Origin of the sequence: Pseudomonas sp. 2FE (genome assembly GCF_005503735.1) — a bacterium.
Taxonomy (GTDB): domain Bacteria; phylum Pseudomonadota; class Gammaproteobacteria; order Pseudomonadales; family Pseudomonadaceae; genus Aquipseudomonas.
The window spans coordinates 318301-339016 of sequence record NZ_SCMO01000001.1 but is presented as its reverse complement, the minus strand read 5'-3'; the positions used below and the strand labels follow the sequence as shown (position 1 = coordinate 339016).

The following is a 20716-nucleotide window of genomic DNA, read 5'->3' as shown; positions in this document are numbered from 1 at the left end:
CCGAGCGAGGCACGATGGGACAGGGACGTCCCTTCGTGGCGTGCCCTCGGAGCAGTGCCGGAAGGAGGGCAGTCAGAGCGCAGCGAAGACCCGGATGCCGGGGTGCGCTTTCTTTTGCTTACTTTTCTTTGCGCAATTCAAAGAAAAGTGAGGCGCCCGAGGGGGCGCAACCAGGACTATCCGCCCGCGCGATAACAGGCTCGGACACAGCTTCAAGGCCAACAAACGGCACGGTTCTAGCGACCCTCTTGCCTATCCGCTGTTAGCTCTCATGTCCCCCGGTAGCCCGTGAAGACCTTTTTATATCCCGCGGACTCAGGCCGCTGGACGTGGCGCCCGCACCAAACGCAGCGCGGCGATCACCACGGCAAACACCGCCAGACTGGCGCTATACAGCACCAATGCCGGCAACGCGAACAACAGCGCCAACACCGCCAGCCCCCGACCCAACCGGCCCGGCACAAAGAAGGCCACGACCGCGCCGCTCAATGCCGCCCAGGCGAGCACCCGGAAGTGGATCAACAACCCCAGCCCGGAGCGCACTTGGCACTCCCAACGCTGCGCCTCATCCACACACAGGCCGACCCACTGGCCATCCTCCATCAGCGCAAAACGCAGCCCATAGCTGGCGGCCAACCACAGTGGCAGAACGATCAGCAGCGCGATCAAGGGCAAACGGCGGGACATAGGGCTCTCCGAGGGATGAAAACGGCGCCCAGCATAATCGCCCGCCCGCCGTATGCAAGCCTAAATCCACACCTCCATACCGGCTCGGCGCTGACGGATGGATCGGCTCGGGCACTTGCCCCTCTACATTAGCCCGCTTGCCGGTAAGAACCTGTTCATGATCTGCTGCGCGTCGGCCATGCGGCGTTGAAATCGAGCTAAAAATGCTCATTTACTACTTGTAAACTGCGCTTTTTCGCCCGGTTTCGCCTTGCCTGACCTTAGCTCGCGAGATCGTGAAAAGGCTCTAAGAGCTCGAATACGGCAAGCTCAGGCATCCACCACGAAAGGAATTCGTATGTCCCGCATTCACCTACGCGCCGCCCAGCGCGACGACATCCCACTCATTCTCAGCTTGATCCGCGAACTCGCCGAGTACGAAAAGCTCAGCGAGCAGGTCGTCGCCGACCCGGCGCAGATGGCCGACCACCTGTTCGGCACGCGGCCGTTTGCCGAGGTGCTGATCGGCGAACTGGATGGCGAGCCCGCCGGTTTTGCGCTGTTCTTCCACAACTATTCGACCTTCCTTGGCAAACCCGGCATCTATCTGGAGGACCTCTACGTGCGCAGCAGCGCCCGCGGTGCGGGACTGGGCAGGGCACTGCTGGCAGAGCTGGCGCACTTGGCCGTGAGTCGCGGTTGTGGTCGCTTGGAATGGTCGGTGTTGGATTGGAACGAGCCCGCGCTCGGCTTCTATCACCGCCTTGGCGCTCGCCCGCTGGACGATTGGACGGCCTATCGCTTGAGCGGTACCGCCCTGACCGAGCTGGCCCAGCACGCAGGCTAAAGCTGCACCTGGGCACTCGCGAGGCTTGCCGTTGTCATAGCCTGCGTACTCACTCAGCACCTTATCTTCTAAAGGGACTCTGCAATGCCCCGTCCTCTAGGTCTTGCTGCGCTCTTGAGCGGCCTCGTCTTGAGTCTGCCGCTGCTGGCGGCCGATATCGACGCCGCCAGCTATGGCTACCCACTGAGCAACCCGTTCGAGGCGACCATCGCCACCACCCCGCCGGAACTACGCCCGGCGCTGCCCGCCGACGCCGATATCGACCAGGCCGACTATGAGCTCAAACTGCGCCCGGAACGCGAGTTCGAGCTGCCGGATAACTTCTGGCCGGTGACCAAGTTGCGCTATCGCCTGGCTGAGCAGAAAGGCCCGGCGCCCCTGGTCTTCATCATTGCCGGCACCGGCGCGCACTACTCCAGCAGCCTGACCGAATACCTGAAGAAGCTGCTCTACGGCGCCGGCTACCATGTGGTGCAACTGTCCTCGCCGACCAGTTATGACTTCATGACGGCGGCCTCGCGCCATGCCACCCCAGGCGTCTCTACCGAGGATGCCGATGATCTGTACCGGGTCATGCAGGCCGTCCGCGCCCAGCACCCTGGGCTCGAGATTACCGACTTCTACCTGACCGGCTATAGCCTCGGCGCCCTGGATGCGGCCTTCGTCAGCCACCTCGATGAAACGCGGCGCAGCTTCAACTTCAAAAAAGTGCTGCTGCTGAACCCACCGGTCAACCTCTACACCTCGATCACCAACCTCGATAGCCTGGTGCAAACCGAGGTCAAGGGCATCAATGACAGCACCACCTTCTATGAACTGGTCCTCGGCAAGCTGACCCGTTACTTCCAGCAGAAGGGCTATATCGACCTCAACGATGCCCTGCTCTTCGACTTCCAGCAGTCCAAGCAGCACTTGTCGAACGAACAAATGGCCATGCTGATCGGCACCGCGTTCCGCTTCTCCTCGGCGGATATCGCCTTTACCTCCGACCTGATCAACCGCCGTGGCCTGATCACCCCGCCGCACTACCCGATCAGCGAAGGCACCAGCCTCACACCCTTCCTCAGGCGTGCGCTGCTGTGCGACTTCGACTGCTATATCGGCGAACAACTGGTGCCGATGTGGCGCGCCCGCACGGATGGCGGCAGCCTGCTGCAATTGATCGACCAGGTCAGCCTCTACGCTCTGGAGGATTACCTGAAAACCAGCAGCAAGATCGCCGTGATGACCAACGCCGACGATCTGATCCTCGGCCCTGGCGACCTCGGCTTCCTGCGCCGCACCCTGGGTGAGCGCCTGACCGTCTACCCCCATGGCGGGCACTGCGGCAACCTCAATTACCGCGTCAACAGCGCCGCCATGCTGGAGTTCTTCCGTGGTTAAGACATCCTTCCTGCTTGCCCTGCTGCTCACCAGCAGCCTGGCCCACGCCGAACAGACGGTTGATCCGGATGGTTTCAGCGAACCGCTGAAAACGCTGAAATTCAACCCGGGCCTCGACCAGCGTGAGTTCGAGCGCTCGAGCCTTGACGCCCTGAACGTCTACGACCCCTTGGAGTCGTGGAACCGGCGGGTCTACCACTTCAACTACCGCTTCGATGAGTGGGTGTTTCTACCCGTAGTTAACGGTTACCGCTACATCACCCCCGGCTTCCTGCGCAGCGGGGTTAGCAACTTCTTCGGCAACCTGGGCGATATTCCCAACCTGCTCAACAGCCTGTTACAGCTCAAAGGCCAGCGTTCGATGGAAACCACGGGGCGGCTGCTGTTCAACACCACGCTGGGGATCGCCGGCCTGTGGGACCCGGCAACTATGCTGGGCCTGCCCAAGCAGACTGAAGACTTCGGCCAGACCCTGGGCTTCTACGGCGTGCCCGCGGGTCCTTATCTGATGCTGCCGATACTCGGCCCGTCCAACCTGCGCGACACTGGCGGGCTAGTGGCGGATTTCAGCCTGGAGAGTCAGATCAACTTCCTCAACGTCGCCGAAGTCAGCGGCGATCACCCGGAAATCAGCGCGCTACGCGCCGTCGACAAGCGCCACAGCACCAATCTCCGCTACGGCCAGACCAACTCACCGTTCGAGTACGACAAAATCCGCTACGTCTACAGCGAGGCGCGCAAGCTGCAAATCGCCGAATAGCCGGCTTGACCCGGGAGCCGCCCCCAGGTTTTAAGCTGCGCCATTCTTGTGTAGGAACGAGCTCTGCTCGCGATCAGATCCACCCACAAAGCATCGCTCGCGATGCTCGCTCCTACAGGTTCACGTCCATTACAGGAGTTTCCATGCGCGTCGCCCAACTGGCCAAAGCCGCCGCCGTCAGCACTGAAACCGTGCGCCACTACACCGCCCTCAACCTGCTGCAACCCCGCCGCAACCCGCATAACGGTTACCAGGAATATGCCAGCGAAGACCTCAGCCGTCTGCGTTTTATCGCCCGGGCACGGCGCCTCGGTTTCAGTTTGAAGGACGTGCAGGCCATCCTCGCCCGTGCCGACAGCGGCGGCGCGCCCTGTGGCGAGGTGCGCGACCTGCTCAGCGAACGCCTGAACGCCCTGCAAGCGCATATCGATGAGTGCCAACGCCTCGCCGGCGTGATGCAGGCGGCGCTCAGCGACTGGGCCAGCAAACCGCAATGCGCGCCGGATGGTCTGGCCATTTGCCGGCTAATTGAAGAGTTCGAGCTAGCCGGCGAAAGCCGCCCGGCCACCCCCTGCCCCGCGCACTGAAAAAACATCTAATAACTCGATATCTATACCGCGAAATTCGCACCATCCAATCTGACCAACCGGGATAGCATGGCTACATTCCCCGCAGGCGGTGCCGTGATGACCCAGTTCCGTAGCGCACTTAGCGTGCAACCTGGCCTAAGGTCGGCCCAGTGCGCGGATCGAGCCGCGCGGCTTACGGGCTGAGCGCTGCAAGCGACTCTAAACCGAGGAAACTGAGCAGCGCCGCCTTTTGCGCCATGGCGTCCTGATAACCCAACTCAATCAGCTCATTGCAGTAGCCCGGCTCGAATAGCAAATAGCTGAGAACCCCAGCGCCGCTGGCCTTGGTCGCGCCAGGCCCACGCAAGAACAGCCGCAGCGTCCGCGGCAGCTCGTGAAGATGGCGCGCGGCGATCAGATCCAGCGGCTGACTCGGGGCAATCACCAACACCTCCACCGGCTTCGGGGCCAAACTTCGCGGCGGTAGCTCGGCGGGCAGCCAACGGCTCATGTGGTTGAGCCGCTCCAGCAGTTCGATGTCGCCTTCCAGGCTGTCAATAAAGGTGCTGTTGAGCAGATGCCCGCCGATCTGCGCCAAGCTGGGTGGGCGCCCGGTTTTCGGCCGGACGACGATCGCATTCGCATCGCCACTCTGCGGATTGCCGCTGACCCCGACCACCAGTACACGGTTGGCGCCCAGGTGCAGCGCCGGGCTGATCGGTGCCGACTGGCGCACTGCGCCATCGCCAAAGTATTCGCGATTGATCTTCACCGGCGGGAAAATCAGGGGGATCGAAGCACTGGCGAGCAGATGCTCGAGCTTCAGCCGGGTGGGTACGCCAACCCGGCGATGGCGAAGCCAGGGATCGATGGTCGCGCGCCCCTGATAGAAGGTCACTGCCTGGCCGGACTCATAGCCGAACGCGGTGATGGCCACCGCGCGTAATTGGCGCATCCGCACCGCCGCGGCGATCCCGGAAAAATCCAGCTCCCGCGCCAGCAATTCACGCAACGGCGAACTGTCGAGCAGCGCGACGGGCAAACTCTTACCCAGGCCGAGCAGGCTGTGACCGAGAAAACGATAGGCCTGACGCAGTACCCCAGGCAGATCGCTGCGATAGATCTGATGGGTATGGAAGTTTTGCCAAACCTGGGTCAGCCGGTGGACCGCCTCGGTGAAGTGCAACGCGCCACACGCCAGCCCCACCGCATTCACCGCGCCGGCGGAGGTACCGACTATCACCGGGAAGGGATTTTGCGTGGCATCCGGCAGCAGGTCGGCAATCGCGGCCAACACCCCCACCTGATAGGCCGCCCGAGCTCCACCGCCGGAGAGAATCAGCCCGGTGACCGGCTTGGCAGAGCTATCTGCTGGATTCATCGGCGCGCTCTCGGGGCATTTCCGCGAGTATAGGCGCGGCCTACTTAGGCCGCTTTTTGTACAACTTGGGTTCACCGCTCGGCCGGGTCTTGAAACGTCGGTGCGCCCACAGATATTGCTCGGGGCACTGGCGAATAGCCGTTTCGACCCATTGGTTGATGCGCAGGCAATCGGCCTCCTCGCTCTCGCCGGGGAAAGCCTCCAACGGAGGATGGATCACCAGGCGATAACCGGCGCCAGCCTCCAGACGCTCCTGGGTAAAGGGTACGACCCGCGCCTTACCGAGCCGAGCGAACTTGCTGGTGGCGGTCACAGTCGCCGCGCTGATGCCGAAGAACGGCACGAAGATGCTTTGCTTGGCGCCATAGTCCTGATCCGGCGCATACCAGATCGCCGCGCCGGCACGCAGCACCTTGAGCATGCCGCGCACGTCTTCGCGCTCGATGGCGCTAATCAGCCGCTGCTCGCGACCACGACGCTGAACGTAATCGAACAGCGGATTCTTATGCGCGCGGTACATGCCGTATAGGCCATGTTCCAGCCCAAGCAAGCCGCCGCCCATCTCCAGGGTGGTGAAGTGTAGGGCCATCAGAATCACACCCTGCCCGTCGGCCTGCGCCTGCTGCAGATGCTCCAGCCCCTCGATCTGCGCCAATTTGCGCAACCGCGCCTCGGGCCACCACCAGCTGATCGCCATCTCAAAGAAGGCGATACCGGTAGAGGCGAAGTTCTCCCGCAGCAGGCGCTTGCGCTCAACCGCAGGCAGCTCTGGAAAGCACAGCCGCAAATTACGTGCGGCAATCTGCCGACGCGAACGCGCGCCCCAATACATCAGCGCGCCCAAGCCGCGCCCGCACTTCAGCAACAGCGCGTAGGGCAATTGGGTGATCAGCCACAGCAAACCCAGGCCCAGCCACAGCAGCCAGAAACGCGGATGGAGGAAATAGGCACGAAAACGCGGACGATCCATCTCAAATTCCGGACAAACAACAAGGCCGCGCATTCTACAGGACTCCACCTGGCTTGCGGCCCAACCGCGTTCTCGCTATAAATCCCGACTACTTTCGCCCTCAGAGCCTGTTCAATATCTGCTGCGTTTGGTCATGCTGCGTTGAAAACAGGCTCGGAATGCTCATTTACCACTCGTAAACTCTGCTTCCTCGCCTGTTTGACTCGTTACGCGTTGTGACCCACATGGATGTGGGGAATGTCGCTACCCGTAGGGAACGGGTGCGGCCCTGACCTGCACTCGCGACGATCTTGAACAGGCTCTCAGCAAACTACCAAGGCGCATCAGGCAAACCATGAGCCAAGCCGATCTTCTCAACCAGGACCCCGTGTTCCAGCTCAAGGGCAGCATGCTCGCCATCACGGTGCTGGAGCTGGCGCACAACGACCTCGCCCGCCTCGAACTGCAACTGGCCGAAAAGGTTGCCCAGGCGCCGAACTTCTTCAGCAACACCCCGCTGGTCCTGGCGCTGGACAAGCTGCCTGATGGTGAAGGCCTGCTCGACCTCGGTGCGCTGATGGCCGTCTGTCGCCGCCACGGCCTGCGCACCCTGGCCATCCGCGCCAGCCGCGAGGAAGACATCGCCGCCGCCAGCGCTCTCGACCTGCCGGTCTTGCCGCCCTCCGGCGCGCGCGAACGGCTGGTCGAACCCGTCGAAAGCATCGCCGCGCGGAAAAAAGCGGAAAAACCTGCAGAACCGGTCGCCAAACCGACCAAGGTCATCACCACCCCGGTGCGCGGAGGCCAGCAGGTGTATGCCCAAGGGGGCGACTTGATCGTACTGGCCCCCGTCAGCGCCGGCGCGGAACTGCTCGCCGACGGCAATATCCATGTGTACGCGCCGATGCGCGGCCGGGCTCTGGCGGGCATTAAAGGCGACACCAAGGCGCGAATTTTTTGCCAGCAAATGGGCGCAGAAATGCTCTCGATTGCCGGTCAATACAAGGTCTCGGAAGACCTCCGGCGCGACCCGCTATGGGGCGACGCGGTGCATGTCAGCCTATCGGGTGACGTGTTGAACATCACCCGTCTTTAACGGATACTGCCGCCGACTTCTAATTTAAGTCCCACCGGGGCATTACGGGAATTCGCGCAGCCGCAGTACGGCTTATTAAGTTCCCGATTTATTTACATTTGGGGTGAATCACCTTGGCCAAGATCCTCGTAGTCACTTCCGGCAAGGGTGGCGTGGGTAAAACCACCACCAGCGCCGCCATCGGTACCGGCCTTGCCCTGCGCGGGCACAAGACCGTCATCGTCGACTTTGACGTCGGCCTGCGTAACCTCGACCTGATCATGGGCTGCGAACGCCGCGTGGTGTACGACTTCGTCAACGTCATCAACGGCGAAGCGACCCTCACCCAGGCCCTGATCAAGGATAAACGCCTGGAAAACCTCTACGTCCTGGCCGCCAGTCAGACTCGCGATAAAGACGCGCTGACCCAGGAAGGCGTAGAAAAGATCATCAACGAACTGCGCAAAACCTTCGAATACGTGGTCTGCGACTCGCCGGCCGGGATCGAAAAAGGTGCGCATCTGGCCATGTATTTCGCCGATGAAGCGATTGTCGTGACCAACCCGGAAGTCTCTTCCGTCCGTGACTCCGACCGTATGCTCGGCCTGCTGGCAAGCAAGTCGCGGCGCGCCGAGAAAGGCGAAGAACCGATCAAAGAGCACCTGTTGCTGACCCGCTACAACCCAGAACGGGTGACCAAGGGTGAAATGCTCGGCGTGGAAGACGTCGAGGAAATCCTCGCCATCCGCCTGCTCGGCGTGATCCCGGAGTCGCAAGCGGTGCTGAAAGCGTCTAACCAAGGCGTGCCGGTGATCCTCGACGACCAAAGCGACGCCGGCCAGGCGTACAGCGATGCCGTCGATCGCCTACTGGGTAAGGAAGTCGGGCATCGCTTCCTCGACGTGCAGAAGAAGGGCCTCCTGCAACGCCTGTTCGGAGCTCGCTAATGAATATTTTTGACTTCTTTCGTGAGCGTAAGAAGGAATCCACCGCCTCCATCGCGAAAGAGCGCCTGCAGATCATCGTCGCCCACGAGCGCGGTCAACGCAGCCAGCCCGACTACCTGCCCGCCTTGCAGCAGGAACTGGTCGAGGTCATTCGCAAATACGTGAACATCGACTCGGATCAAGTACAGGTCGCACTGGAAAGCCAGGGCAGCTGCTCGATTCTGGAACTCAACATCACCCTACCGGATCGTTGATTCGCAAGGGTACGCGACGGCGGCCTCGGCCGCCGTTGGCGTTTCTGGAACTGCCCAATGCCGCTTTCCCACATTGAAATAGTCCACCAGGACGCTGCCATTCTGGTGATCAACAAGCCGACCCTGCTGCTCTCGGTGCCTGGCCGCGCCGACGACAACAAAGACTGTTTGATCACCCGTCTGCAGGAACATGGCTTTGCGGAAGCCCGCATCGTCCATCGCCTGGATTGGGAAACCTCCGGGCTGATCCTGCTGGCCCGGGATGCCGACAGTCACCGCGAACTGTCACGGCAATTCCACGACCGCGAGACGGAAAAAGCCTATACCGCGCTATGCTGGGGCGAACCGCAGCTGGACAGCGGCCGGATCGAGTTACCCCTACGTTACGACCCGCCCACCAAACCGCGACACGTGGTCGATCACGAACTGGGCCGGCACGCCCTGACCTTCTGGCGCGTACTCGAGCGCTGCGGCCATTACAGCCGAGTCGAGCTGACCCCGATCACCGGCCGCTCGCACCAACTGCGGGTCCACATGCTCTCCATCGGCCATCCGCTACTCGGCGATCGACTCTATGCCCATGAGCAAGCCCTCGCCGCCCATGAGCGCCTGTGCCTGCACGCCAGCATGCTCGCCTTCAGCCACCCGCAAACCGGCGAACGCCTGCGTTTCGACTGCCCGGCACCGTTCTAGCTGCAACTTCTCCCTGTTCTTGTAGGAGCGGATTTATCCGCGAAGCCGAGCCCGAGAATGACACCGATCCAGCTGAAAGAACGCCGCGTTGTTCTTGTGGGAGGGGCCTTGGCCACGACGGCTGTGTTGTTTGAGAGGCCCCATCGCGGATAAATCCGCTCCTACAGGTTCACGCAGCCGAGTCCCTCGCGACGCATCCAGCCCAACGACCCCAGCCAATACGGTAAACTGCCGACCTTGCCGCCTGGAGTGCCCTATGCGCGAAGAATTGAACCAAGGCCTGATCGACTTTCTCAAGGCCTCGCCCAGCCCTTTTCACGCCACCGCCAGCCTGGTCCAACGCCTGGAAGCCGCAGGGTTTCAAGCGCTGGACGAGCGTGAGCCCTGGGCCACTGAGCCCGGCGGCCGTTACTACGTGACACGCAACGACTCCTCGATCATCGCCATCAAACTCGGCAAACGTCCGCCGTTGGAAGGCGGTCTTCGTCTGGTTGGCGCGCACACCGACAGCCCCTGCCTGCGGGTGAAACCCCAACCGGAGTTGCAGCGCCAAGGCTTCCTGCAACTGGGGGTGGAAGTCTACGGCGGCGCCCTGCTCGCGCCCTGGTTTGACCGCGACCTGTCGCTCGCCGGGCGTGTCACCTTCCGCGAAGGCGGCAAGGTGCAGAGCCAACTGATCGACTTCCAGCTGCCCATCGCGGTAATCCCCAATCTGGCGATCCACCTCAATCGCGAAGCCAATCAGGGCTGGCCGATCAATGCGCAGAACGAACTGCCGCCGATTCTGGCCCAGGTCGCCGGTGATGAGCGCTACGACTTCCGCGCCCTGCTGGCCGATCAACTGAGCCGCGAACATGGCCTCAACGCCGACGCGGTGCTGGATTACGAACTGAGCTTCTACGACACCCAAAGTGCCGCCGTGATCGGCCTGAACGGCGACTTTATCGCCGGCGCGCGCCTGGACAACCTGCTGTCCTGCTTCGCCGGCCTGCAAGCGTTGCTCGGCAGCGAGGGTGATGAAACCTGCGTGCTGATCTGCACCGACCACGAAGAAGTCGGCTCCTGCTCGGCCTGTGGCGCCGACGGCCCGATGCTCGAGCAGGTGCTACGGCGTGTGCTGCCCGAAGGCGAGGCGTTCGTGCGGATCATCCAGAAATCCCTGCTGGTCTCGGCCGACAACGCCCACGGCGTACACCCCAACTACGCCGACAAGCACGACGCCAACCACGGCCCCAAGCTCAACGCCGGCCCGGTGATCAAGGTCAACAGCAACCAGCGTTACGCCACCAGCAGCGAAACCGCCGGTTTCTTCCGCCACCTGTGCCTGGCCGAAGAAGTGCCGGTGCAGAGCTTCGTGGTGCGTAGCGACATGGGCTGCGGCTCGACTACCGGCCCGCTCACCGCCGGCCAGCTCGGTGTACGCACGGTGGATATCGGCCTGCCGACCTTCGCCATGCACTCGATCCGCGAACTGGCCGGCAGCCATGACCTGGCGCATTTGGTGAAGGTACTGACGGCGTTCTACGGTGCCGAACTGTTCTGAGTGCCTTACGTCCCCTGCACGACGGTAACAACGCCCCGCCAGCAGCAGGGGCGCACCTACTCCGGCACTTCGACGCTCACGTGGATGGCGTCGTGCCGCCAGTACTCGATGTCGCAATCGATGAGCCGGCCGTGCTGGTCACGGTTGATCCGGATGATACGCAGCGCCGGGCTGCCGACCGAGACCTTGAGTGCCGCCGCGGCCTCCACGTGCAACGCGGTCGGCACCATATCGAAGCGCACCCGCCCGTAGAAGATGTCGTACTGCTGCGCATACAACTCGGTCAGCGAGCGGGTCAGGTCGAACGTCAAAACACCGGGGAAATGCGCCGGATTGAGGTAGTGCTCGACATACAGCACCAACCGCCCATCGATGCGCCGGGCCCGGCGAATCTGAATCACGCTGGACAACGCCGGTAACTCCAGCAGAGCGCAGATTGCCGCCGATGCCGGTAGCAAGCGCGCCGACAACACCTCGGTGGCGGGGTGCCGGCCTTGTTCGCCGACCATCGCGTGGAAGTGGCTACGCACCAACGGGTTGTAGGTCAGCCGTGGTGGCGAGACAAACCAGCCGCGCCGCTCTTCCCGATAGATCAGCCCCTGCGCCTCCAACTGCCCCAGCGCCTCGCGCAGGGTGATGCGCGTGGTAGCGAACAACTCACTGAGTTTGCGCTCGGCCGGCAACTTGCTGCCTGACGACAACAAACCGTGCTCAATCTGCTCTTCCAGCGCGCGACAGATGGCCGTCACGGCGCGGGGTGCTTCATCTCGCATCAGGCCTTTCCCATTCTGGACTAGTCCAGCCCCATTTAGGGGCTTTGATTGGCTCGGGTTGAGCCCGTAATAGAGTGGTAATCCTAGGTAGCCTAGATGACTATTCGATGACATCCAGCCGTATTTGCGCGCCGCAGGTCAACCCGAGTAAAAAATCTACAGCAGATAAATCAGTTACTTAACTATGGTCTACGCTTGTTCAGCACGCACCTTGGCACCGCCATGGGCAGCGTGGAAATACCCTGACCGACACAAAACCGTCATCCAACCCGGCTAACTTGGCTTGGCTATTGCTGATCTAGACCAACATCTTCACCACCCCTTGCTACAAAAAGGAGCGTCGAATGAAACGCCTGTTGCTAGCTTCACTCATAGGATCGACCATTGCCCTGGCCAGCTCGGCCATGGCGGCAGAAGCAGAGCTTAAAAGCCTGGAACAAGCTGCCCGTGCCGAAGGCGCAGTGAATAGCGTGGGCATGCCCGATAGCTGGGCAAACTGGAAAGACACCTGGACCGATCTCGGCAAGGTCTACGGTCTCAAGCACCTGGACACCGACATGAGCTCGGCGCAGGAAATCGCCAAGTTCGCGGCCGAGAAAGACAACGCCACCGCCGATATCGGCGACGTGGGCGCCGCCTTTGGCCCCATCGCCACGCAACAGGGCGTGACCCTGCCCTACAAGCCGAGCACCTGGGAGCAGATCCCCGCCTGGGCCAAGGATGCCGACGGCCACTGGATGCTGGCCTATACCGGCTCGATCGCTTTCATCATCAACAAGCAACTGGTGAAAGAGCCGCCGAAATCCTGGGCCGACCTGGAAAAAGGCAAATACAAAGTAGCCATCGGTGATGTCAGCGCGGCCGCGCAAGCGGTCAACGGCGTACTGGCCGCCGCCATCTCCAAGGGCGGCGACGAGAAGAACATCCAACCGGGCCTCGACCTGTTCGCCAAGATCGCCGAGCAAGGTCGCTTGTCACTGTCGAACCCAACCATCCAGACCCTGGAAAAGGGTGAAGTCGAAGTCGGCATCGTCTGGGACTTCAACGGCCTGAGCTACCGCGACCAGATCGACCCGAGCCGCTTCGACGTGCTGATCCCGTCCGACGGTTCAGTGATCTCGGGCTACACCACCATCATCAACAAGTACGCCAAGCACCCCAACGCCGCCAAGCTGGCCCGCGAGTACATCCTCAGCGACGCCGGCCAGATCAACCTGGCCAAGGGCAATGCCCGCCCGATCCGCGCCGAGCATCTGACCCTGCCGGATGACGTCAAGGCCAAGCTGCTGCCGAACGAACAGTACGCCAAGGTCCAACCGATCAAGGACGCCAAGGCCTGGGAGGCAACCTCCAAGGCCCTGCCGGGACTGTGGCAAGAGCATGTGATCATCAACATGGAATAACCGCGTGCCCAGGCGCCGGCCACCCGGCCGGCGCCTAACCACCTCCAAGGCGCAAAGGCTATGAAGCACAACGTCATCCTGGTCCTGCTGGATGGCCTGAATTACGGTGTGGCCCAGCATGCGCTGGGTCACCTTCAGGCTTACTGCGGTGCGGGCCGGGCCGCACTCTACAAGCTCGAATGCGAGCTGCCGGCGCTCTCCCGACCACTCTACGAGTGCATCCTCACCGGCATCCCGCCGATCGAGAGCGGCATCGTGCATAACGATGTCTCGCGCCTGTCCACCCAGCGCAGCATCTTCCACTACGCGACCGCTGCCGGGCGCAGCACCGCCGCCGCGGCTTACCACTGGGTCAGCGAGCTGTACAACCGCTCGCCGTTCAATGCCGCCCACGACCGCCATACCGAGGCGCCGGAATTACCGATCCAGCACGGGCACTTCTACTACGCCGACCACTATCCGGATTCGCACCTGTTCGCCGACGCGGAGAGCCTGCGCCTGCGCCATGCGCCGAACTTCCTCCTGGTGCACCCGATGAACATCGACGACGCCGGCCACCAGCACGGCCTCGACTCGGCGCAATACCGCAATAGCGCGCGGCTCGCCGACATCCTCCTCGCCGAATACCTGCAACGCTGGCTCGACGCCGGCTACCAGGTGCTGGTGACCGCCGACCACGGCATGAACAACGACCGCTCGCACAACGGTCTGCTCGTTGAGGAGCGCGAGGTTCCGCTGTTCGTGCTGGGTGACGCCTTCAGCCTCGACCCCTATGCACAGCCGAAGCAGACCGACCTCTGCGGTACCCTCTGCGAGCTGCTCGGTGTGCCCCACGACAAACCCGTATGCCGGGAGCTGTTGAAGTGAGTTCAACCACCCGCGGCAAATGGCTGGCCCTGCTCTGCCTGCTGCCTTTCGCCATCTTCTTCATCGCCTTCCAGATCGCCCCGCTGGCCTGGGTGGCGCTCAACAGTCTGAACAGTGCCGATGGCTGGGGGCTGGGCAACTATGCCAAGGCCTTCAGTTCGAAGTTCTACCTGCAGGCGATCAAGCACAGCCTGCAGATCTCCTTCTGGTCGAGCCTGATCGGCATCGTCATTGCCATCCTCGGCAGCTACTCGCTGCGCAAGGTGGACAGCAAACTGCGCGACTTCGTCATGGCCTTCTCCAACATGACCAGCAATTTCGCCGGAGTGCCGCTAGCCTTCGCCTTCATCATCCTGCTCGGCTTCAACGGCGCGCTGACCATCCTGCTCAAGCAGAGCGGGGTGATCGAGGACTTCAACCTCTACTCGAAGACCGGCCTGATCGTGCTCTACACCTACTTCCAGATACCCCTGGGCGTGCTGCTGCTCTACCCCGCCTTCGACGCCCTGCGCGAGGACTGGCGCGAATCGGCCGAGCTGCTCGGCGCCGGCACCTGGCAGTTCTGGCGCCATATCGGCCTGCCGGTGATGACCCCGGCGCTGCTCGGCACCTTCGTGATTCTGCTGGCCAACGCCCTCGGCGCCTACGCCACCGTCTATGCCCTGACCACCGGCAACTTCAACGTGCTGCCGATCCGCATCGCGGCGATGGTCGCCGGCGACATCTCCCTCAACCCGAACCTGGCCAGCGCCCTGGCGATGGTGCTGGTGGGCCTGATGGCGCTGATCACCGTGGTCCATCAGTGGCTGCTGAAGAGGAGCTACCATGTCGCGCGTTGAGTCCAAGGTCGGCAGCCTCTACCACCGCACCGTGGTCTGGCTGCTGTTCCTGATCCTGCTCCTTCCGCTGGCCGGCACCCTGCTCTACTCGCTGTCCACCAGTTGGTCGGCGACCATCCTGCCTGACGGCCTGACCTTCAAGTGGTACCTGGCGCTATGGAGCGATGCACGCTTCCTCAGCGCCTTCGGCCAGTCGCTGCTGGTCTGCTTCGGTGCCTTGTTGCTCTCGGTGGTGTTGATCCTACCGCTGTTGTTCGTGGTGCATTACCACTTCCCGAAGCTCGACGGGCTGATGAACATCCTCATCCTGCTGCCCTTCGCGGTACCGCCGGTGGTGTCCTCCGTGGGTCTGCTGCAGCTCTATGGCTCCGGCCCGCTGGCCATGGTCGGCACGCCGTGGATTTTGATCGGCTGCTACTTCACCGTGGCCCTGCCGTTCATGTACCGGGCGATCACCAACAACCTGCAGGCGATCAACCTGCCGGATCTGATGGACGCCGCCCATCTGCTCGGCGCCAGCACCTGGAAAGCCGCACTGTTGGTGGTGCTGCCAAACCTGCGCAAGGGTTTGATGGTGTCGCTGTTTCTCTCGTTCTCTTTCCTCTTCGGCGAATTCGTCTTCGCCAACCTGCTGGTCGGCACCCGCTATGAAACCCTGCAGGTCTACCTGAACAACATGAAAAACAGCAGCGGCCACTTCAACAGTGCGCTGGTGATCTCCTACTTCTTCTTCGTGCTGCTGTTCACCTGGGCAGCCAACCGCTTGAACAAGGACAAGTCATGAGTTTTCTAAGCATCCAGGGTCTGCACAAAAGCTACGGCGGCACGACTATCTTCAGCGATATCCAGGGCGAGATCAGCAAAGGTGAGTTCGTCACCCTGCTCGGCCCTTCCGGTTGCGGCAAATCCACCCTGCTGCGCTGCATCGCCGGCCTGACCGAGGTGAACGGCGGCAAGATCCTCCTCGACGGCCAGGACCTGGTGCCGCTGTCGCCACAGAAGCGCGGCATCGGCATGGTGTTCCAGAGCTATGCGCTGTTTCCCAATATGACCGTGCAGCAGAACGTGGCTTTCGGCCTGCGCATGCAGAAAGTTGCTGGCAACGCTGCAGCAAAGCGCGTCGACGAAGTGCTCGGACTGGTTGAGCTCGGCGACTTCGCTGGTCGCTACCCCCATCAGTTGTCCGGCGGCCAGTGTCAGCGCGTCGCGCTGGCCCGCTCGCTGGTAACCCGGCCCCGCCTGCTCCTGCTCGATGAGCCGCTGTCCGCCCTGGATGCGCGGATTCGCAAGCACCTGCGCGAACAGATTCGGCAGATCCAGCGCGAGCTTGGCCTAACCACTATCTTCGTCACCCATGACCAGGAAGAAGCGCTGGTCATGTCCGACCGGATTTTCCTGATGAACCAGGGCCGCATCGTCCAGAGTGGCGACGCCGAGACCCTCTACACCGCACCGGCCGATGTCTTCGCCGCGGGCTTTATCGGCAACTACAACGTGCTCGACGCCGACACCGCCAGCCGCCTGCTGCTGCGCCCGGTCAACAGCCGCATCGCCATCCGCCCGGAAGCTATCCAGCTCGGTGTTCACGGCAACATCGAAGCCGAGGTACGCAGCCACAGCCTGCTCGGCAACGTCATCCGTTATCGCGTCGAAGCCCGCGGGGTAGAATTAGTGGTCGATGTCCTCAATCGCTCGGCAGCCGATCTGCATAGCAGGGGCCAACGCCTTGCACTGTCCATCGATCCCAGCGCGATTCGTGAGGTAGCCTGATGGCTCTGGCAATTTTTGATTTAGACGAAACCCTGATCCACGGCGACTGTGCCAGCCTGTGGAGCCAGCAAATGGCCAGACTCGGCTGGGTCGACGGCGACTCCTTCCTGCGCCGCGATGCCGAGCTGATGGCCGCTTACGCCAAGGGCAAACTGGCCATGGAGGACTACATGGCCTTCAGCCTCAGCCCGCTGGTCGGTCGTACCCCCGAAGAAGTGGCCTTTGTGGTCGAGCCCTTTGTCGAAGAGGTGATCGAGCCGCGGATCTATGGCGATGCCTGCACCTACCTGGCCAAGCATCGCGCGGCGGGCGATCGCCTGCTGGTGATCTCTGCGTCCGGCGTGCACTTGGTAGCCCCGATCGCCGCACGGCTGGGCGTCGAAGACGTGCTGGCGATCGGGCTGGAACTGCAGCACGGCTTCTACAGTGGCCACACCGAAGGCGTGCTGACCTACCGCGAGGGCAAAGTCACACGTCTGCAAGCCTGGCTGGAAGCCGAAGGGGAATCCCTGGAGGGCGCCAGTTTCTACTCCGATTCGCGCAACGATCTGCCGCTGCTGCAACTGGTCAGTCGCCCAAACACGGTCAACCCCGACCCGGTTCTGCGACGCCATGCCGAACAAGCGGGCTGGCCGATTCTGATCTGGAGTTGAGTCAAGCGGCGGCTAAGGCTTGGCGCTATTCGCCCTGCGCGGAACGAACATCCTCGCAGGGCGAATAAAAGGATGGAGAGCTTTATCCGCCATCCCTTAGCGCAAGCTTTCATCGATCAGCAGCACCAGCTTGCCCGCCACCCGATTGCTCGCCAGCGCGGCGAACGCCAGCTCAACCTCCTTGCTCGGGAAGCTACGCTCCAACTGCGGTTTGAGTCGCCCCTCGGCAAACAGCGGCCAAACGTGCTGGCTCAAGTCACTGAGCAGATCGGCCTTGAACTGCTCGTCGCGGTTACGCAGCGTCGAGCCGCACAGCTGTAGTCGTTTCGCCAACACCAGCGCCAGATCCAGCTGCGCCTCGCGCCCGCCCATCAAGCCAATCAACACCCAGCGCCCATCCTGCGCCAGCAGTTGCTGATTCAGCGCCGCATAGCTGCCACCGACCGGATCGAGGATCACATCGAAGGGGCCGAAGTCGCGCAGGCTTTCCAGGCTCTCGTCGCGAGTCGCCCCGCCCTGGGCGCCCAGTGCCTCGCAATAGGCCAAGCGCTCGGCCGAACCGACGCTGACCCAACAGGGATTGCCGAAGGCCTTGCACAGCTGGATCGCCGCCGAGCCAACGCCACTGGCGCCAGCGTGCAAGAGCACCTTCTCACCCGGCTTGAGCCCAGCCAGCTGAAACAGATTGAGCCAGGCGGTCGCATAGACCTCCGGCAACGCCGCGGCCTCCGCCAGGGACAGGCCCTCCGGCACCGGTAGCGCGTGTCGCGCATCGACCACCACTTCTTCGGCCATGCCGCCGCCGGCCAGCAGGGCGCAAACCCGATCGCCAACCTGCCAGGCGCTGCCGGCGCCAACCTCAGTGACCACCCCGGAACACTCCAACCCGAGGATGTCGCTAGCCCCTGGCGGCGGCGGATAGAGGCCGGCACGCTGCAACAAATCGGCTCGATTGAGACCCGCCGCCGCCACCCGAATGCGAATTTGCCCCACATCGCACGCCGGGCTTGGCCGTTGTGCCCATTCCACCTGCCCTTCAACGCCTTGCAATGCCTTCACGCTGCCTCCATAGTGACTTTGGACTGAGCCCCTTGCAAAACATCGGGCTATTTGCATTATGCAGCCGGACTCGAATGGAACCGGCGCTCTCAAAGACGGCCTAATATGCGTTATCAACTGCCCCCGCGTCGACTCAGCATGCAGCGCTTCCTCCCCAGCACCGCCCTCGCCTTACTCCTTAGCCTCAGCGCTTTACCGCTGGCGGCCAGCACCACTGCCGTCAACAGCTGGGACGGCCTACAGCCCGACCGTGAGCAGGTGATCGCCAGCCTCAATGTGGTGGAGTTGCTCAAACGCCATCATTACAGCAAACCACCGCTGAACGATGAGCGCTCGGCGATCATTTACGAGAGCTACTTGAAGCTGCTCGACCCGGCACGCAGCTACTTCACCGCCGCCGATATCGCGGAATTCGACCGGTGGCGCAACAAGTTCGACGATTTGCTGAAAAGCGGCGACCTCGAGCCGGGCTTCGTCATCTACAAGCGTCATCTGGATCGTTTGAAGCAGCGCCTGGACTTCGCCCTGGCCCTGCTCGACAAAGGCATCGGCAGCTTCGACTTCAGCGTCGATGAAAGCCTGCAAGTGGACCGTGAAAAAACCCCTTGGGCGAAGAATTCGGCGGAGTTGGACGAACTCTGGCGCAAACGGGTGAAAGACGAAGTGCTGCGGTTGAAAATCGCCGGCAAAGAGCCCGAAGCGATTCAGGAGTTGCTGACCAAACGCTACAAGAATCAGCTCTCGCGCCTTGAGCAAACCCGCAGCGAAGATATCTTCCAGGCCTATATCAACGCCTTTGCGCAATCCTATGACCCGCACACCAATTACCTCTCGCCGGACAACGCGGAAAACTTCGACATCAATATGAGTTTGTCCTTGGAGGGTATCGGCGCGGTGCTGCAGAGCGACAACGACACCGTTAAAGTCGTTCGCCTGGTACCGGCTGGCCCGGCAGAAAAAAGCAAACAAATCGCACCGGCCGATAAGATTGTCGGGGTTGCCCAAGGCGACGGCGAAATGGTCGACGTGATCGGCTGGCGACTGGATGAAGTGGTCAAGCTGATCCGCGGCCCCAAAGGCTCCGTGGTGCGCCTGGAAGTGGTTCCCGCCAGCAATGGTCCGAACGATCGGACCAGCAAAATCGTCGCGATCACCCGCGAAGCGGTCAAGCTGGAAGAACAGGCCGCGAAAAAATCCCTCCTCAAGCTGTCCCATGATGGCCGTGAGTACAAGCTGGGCGTGATCGAGATCCCGGCTTTCTATCTGGACTTCAAAGCCTTCCGCGCCGGTGACCCGGACTACAAGAGCACCACCCGCGACGTTAAACGCCTGCTCGCCGAACTCCAGAAAGACCAGGTCGACGGCGTGGTCATCGACCTGCGCAATAACGGCGGCGGCTCCCTGCAGGAAGCCACCGAACTGACCGGCCTGTTCATCAACCAGGGCCCCACCGTGCTGGTGCGCAACAGTGACGGGCGCGTCGATGTGCTCGCCGACGAAAACCCCGGCAGCTACTACACCGGTCCGCTGGCGTTGCTGGTCAACCGCCTCTCCGCCTCGGCTTCGGAAATTTTTGCCGGCGCCATGCAGGACTACCATCGCGCCTTGATCCTTGGCGGCCAGACCTTCGGCAAAGGCACGGTGCAAACCATCCAGCCGCTCAACCATGGGGAGTTGAAGCTGACCCTGGCGAAGTTCTATCGCGTCTCCGGGCAAAGCACTCAGCACCAGGGCGTACTGCCGGATATCGCTTATCCGGCCGTCGTCGACACCAAGGAAATCGGCGAAAGCGCACTGCCCGAAGCCATGCCGTGGGACAGCATCCGCCCGGCGATCAAACCGGAAGTGGATCCGTTCAAGCCCTTCGTGGTCGAGCTGAAAGCCCGCCATGATGCGCGCGTGGCCAAAGACCCGGACTTCGTCTTTACCCGTGACCGCCTGGAACTGGCGCAACAGCTGACCCACGAAACCACCGTCAGCCTGAATGAGACCAAGCGCCGGGCGCAACATGCCGACATCGAAACCCAGCAGCTGACCATGGAAAACACTCGGCGCCAAGCCAAGGGTGAGGAACCGCTGAAAGAGCTGAAGAAGGAAGACGAGGATGCGCTGCCGGCGGAAGACGAAAAGCTCAAGCCAGAAGACGATGCCTATCTCTCGGAAACCGGGCAAATCCTGCTCGACTATCTGGGCTTGAACTCGGCGGTAGCCACGCACTGATCGAGTGTCATCAAAGAGTCATCACCCTGTCGTGAAATAAGGGGCTGATAGCGATATCAGCCCCT

At 62.1% G+C, this 20716-nt stretch carries 21 protein-coding genes; 16 read left to right on the top strand and 5 right to left on the bottom strand.

What is annotated here, in order from left to right:
• Positions 1 to 315 precede the first annotated feature (315 nt).
• A complete protein-coding gene (locus FFS12_RS01705) occupies positions 316 to 687 on the bottom strand; it encodes a hypothetical protein (RefSeq protein WP_137885246.1) in 372 nt (123 codons plus the stop codon).
• 337 nt (positions 688 to 1024) lie between these two features.
• Between FFS12_RS01705 and FFS12_RS01700 the strand changes: the two genes are divergently transcribed.
• The 4 genes from FFS12_RS01700 (at position 1025) to FFS12_RS01685 (ending at position 4243) form a co-directional block, all read left to right on the top strand.
• Positions 1025 to 1513 (top strand): GNAT family N-acetyltransferase, encoded by a 489-nt coding sequence (locus tag FFS12_RS01700; RefSeq protein WP_137885245.1) that lies wholly within the window; start codon positions 1025 to 1027, stop codon positions 1511 to 1513.
• 84 nt (positions 1514 to 1597) lie between these two features.
• Positions 1598 to 2896 carry an alpha/beta fold hydrolase gene (locus tag FFS12_RS01695; protein ID WP_137885244.1) on the top strand — a complete coding sequence of 433 codons (1299 nt, stop codon included), beginning with the start codon at positions 1598 to 1600 and terminating at the stop codon, positions 2894 to 2896.
• Complete coding sequence (locus FFS12_RS01690) at positions 2826 to 3656, top strand: VacJ family lipoprotein (protein WP_137885243.1); 831 nt, start codon at positions 2826 to 2828, stop codon at positions 3654 to 3656. The genes FFS12_RS01695 and FFS12_RS01690 overlap by 71 nt, the downstream gene beginning before the upstream one ends.
• A 143-nt stretch (positions 3657 to 3799) precedes the next feature.
• Complete coding sequence (locus FFS12_RS01685) at positions 3800 to 4243, top strand: MerR family DNA-binding protein (protein WP_137885242.1); 444 nt, start codon at positions 3800 to 3802, stop codon at positions 4241 to 4243.
• Positions 4244 to 4418: 175 nt separating this feature from the next.
• Here FFS12_RS01685 and FFS12_RS01680 read toward each other — a convergent pair whose 3' ends face one another.
• Positions 4419 to 5606 carry a patatin-like phospholipase family protein gene (locus FFS12_RS01680; protein ID WP_137885241.1) on the bottom strand — a complete coding sequence of 396 codons (1188 nt, stop codon included), beginning with the start codon at positions 5604 to 5606 and terminating at the stop codon, positions 4419 to 4421.
• Positions 5607 to 5646: 40 nt separating this feature from the next.
• Positions 5647 to 6576, bottom strand: a complete 930-nt coding sequence (locus FFS12_RS01675; RefSeq protein WP_137885240.1) for a lipid A biosynthesis lauroyl acyltransferase — start codon at positions 6574 to 6576, stop codon at positions 5647 to 5649.
• Positions 6577 to 6910: 334 nt separating this feature from the next.
• On the opposite strand from FFS12_RS01675, the gene minC reads away from it, so the two are divergent.
• From minC to FFS12_RS01650, 5 genes are all read left to right on the top strand, one after another.
• Positions 6911 to 7651, top strand: coding sequence for a septum site-determining protein MinC (gene minC, locus FFS12_RS01670; RefSeq protein WP_137885239.1), 741 nt, complete (start codon positions 6911 to 6913; stop codon positions 7649 to 7651).
• A gap of 113 nt (positions 7652 to 7764) precedes the next feature.
• Positions 7765 to 8577 carry a septum site-determining protein MinD gene (gene minD, locus FFS12_RS01665; RefSeq protein WP_137885238.1) on the top strand — a complete coding sequence of 271 codons (813 nt, stop codon included), beginning with the start codon at positions 7765 to 7767 and terminating at the stop codon, positions 8575 to 8577.
• On the top strand, positions 8577 to 8831 hold the full coding sequence (gene minE / locus FFS12_RS01660) for a cell division topological specificity factor MinE (protein WP_137818457.1): 255 nt from the start codon (positions 8577 to 8579) through the stop codon (positions 8829 to 8831). The genes minD and minE overlap by 1 nt, the downstream gene beginning before the upstream one ends.
• Positions 8832 to 8888: 57 nt before the next feature.
• Positions 8889 to 9524: an RluA family pseudouridine synthase gene (locus tag FFS12_RS01655; RefSeq protein ID WP_137885237.1), complete on the top strand. Its 636-nt coding sequence runs from the start codon at positions 8889 to 8891 to the stop codon at positions 9522 to 9524.
• Positions 9525 to 9780: 256 nt separating this feature from the next.
• Entirely contained in the window at positions 9781 to 11067 is a 1287-nt protein-coding gene (locus tag FFS12_RS01650; protein ID WP_137885236.1) for a M18 family aminopeptidase, read from the top strand.
• Positions 11068 to 11123: 56 nt separating this feature from the next.
• On the opposite strand, the gene FFS12_RS01645 is transcribed toward FFS12_RS01650, so the two are convergent.
• Complete coding sequence (locus tag FFS12_RS01645; RefSeq protein ID WP_137885235.1) at positions 11124 to 11840, bottom strand: UTRA domain-containing protein; 717 nt, start codon at positions 11838 to 11840, stop codon at positions 11124 to 11126.
• A 344-nt stretch (positions 11841 to 12184) separates the two neighbouring features.
• On the opposite strand from FFS12_RS01645, the gene FFS12_RS01640 reads away from it, so the two are divergent.
• From FFS12_RS01640 to FFS12_RS01615, 6 genes are read left to right on the top strand one after another with little or no spacing between them, the layout of a single operon-like run.
• Positions 12185 to 13243, top strand: a complete 1059-nt coding sequence (locus tag FFS12_RS01640; RefSeq protein WP_137885234.1) for an ABC transporter substrate-binding protein — start codon at positions 12185 to 12187, stop codon at positions 13241 to 13243.
• Positions 13244 to 13303: 60 nt separating this feature from the next.
• A complete protein-coding gene (locus FFS12_RS01635; protein WP_137885233.1) occupies positions 13304 to 14110 on the top strand; it encodes an alkaline phosphatase family protein in 807 nt (268 codons plus the stop codon).
• Positions 14089 to 14949, top strand: a complete 861-nt coding sequence (locus FFS12_RS01630) for an ABC transporter permease subunit (protein WP_137818450.1) — start codon at positions 14089 to 14091, stop codon at positions 14947 to 14949. The genes FFS12_RS01635 and FFS12_RS01630 overlap by 22 nt, the downstream gene beginning before the upstream one ends.
• Positions 14936 to 15733, top strand: coding sequence for an ABC transporter permease (locus FFS12_RS01625; RefSeq protein ID WP_137818449.1), 798 nt, complete (start codon positions 14936 to 14938; stop codon positions 15731 to 15733). The genes FFS12_RS01630 and FFS12_RS01625 overlap by 14 nt, the downstream gene beginning before the upstream one ends.
• Positions 15730 to 16719 carry an ABC transporter ATP-binding protein gene (locus FFS12_RS01620; RefSeq protein WP_137885232.1) on the top strand — a complete coding sequence of 330 codons (990 nt, stop codon included), beginning with the start codon at positions 15730 to 15732 and terminating at the stop codon, positions 16717 to 16719. The genes FFS12_RS01625 and FFS12_RS01620 overlap by 4 nt, the downstream gene beginning before the upstream one ends.
• On the top strand, positions 16719 to 17372 hold the full coding sequence (locus tag FFS12_RS01615) for an HAD family phosphatase (protein WP_137885231.1): 654 nt from the start codon (positions 16719 to 16721) through the stop codon (positions 17370 to 17372). The genes FFS12_RS01620 and FFS12_RS01615 overlap by 1 nt, the downstream gene beginning before the upstream one ends.
• Positions 17373 to 17468: 96 nt before the next feature.
• On the opposite strand, the gene FFS12_RS01610 is transcribed toward FFS12_RS01615, so the two are convergent.
• Positions 17469 to 18431 carry an NAD(P)H-quinone oxidoreductase gene (locus FFS12_RS01610; RefSeq protein WP_137885230.1) on the bottom strand — a complete coding sequence of 321 codons (963 nt, stop codon included), beginning with the start codon at positions 18429 to 18431 and terminating at the stop codon, positions 17469 to 17471.
• A gap of 138 nt (positions 18432 to 18569) precedes the next feature.
• Between FFS12_RS01610 and FFS12_RS01605 the strand changes: the two genes are divergently transcribed.
• A complete protein-coding gene (locus FFS12_RS01605) occupies positions 18570 to 20651 on the top strand; it encodes a carboxy terminal-processing peptidase (RefSeq protein WP_171011815.1) in 2082 nt (693 codons plus the stop codon).
• Positions 20652 to 20716 lie beyond the last annotated feature (65 nt).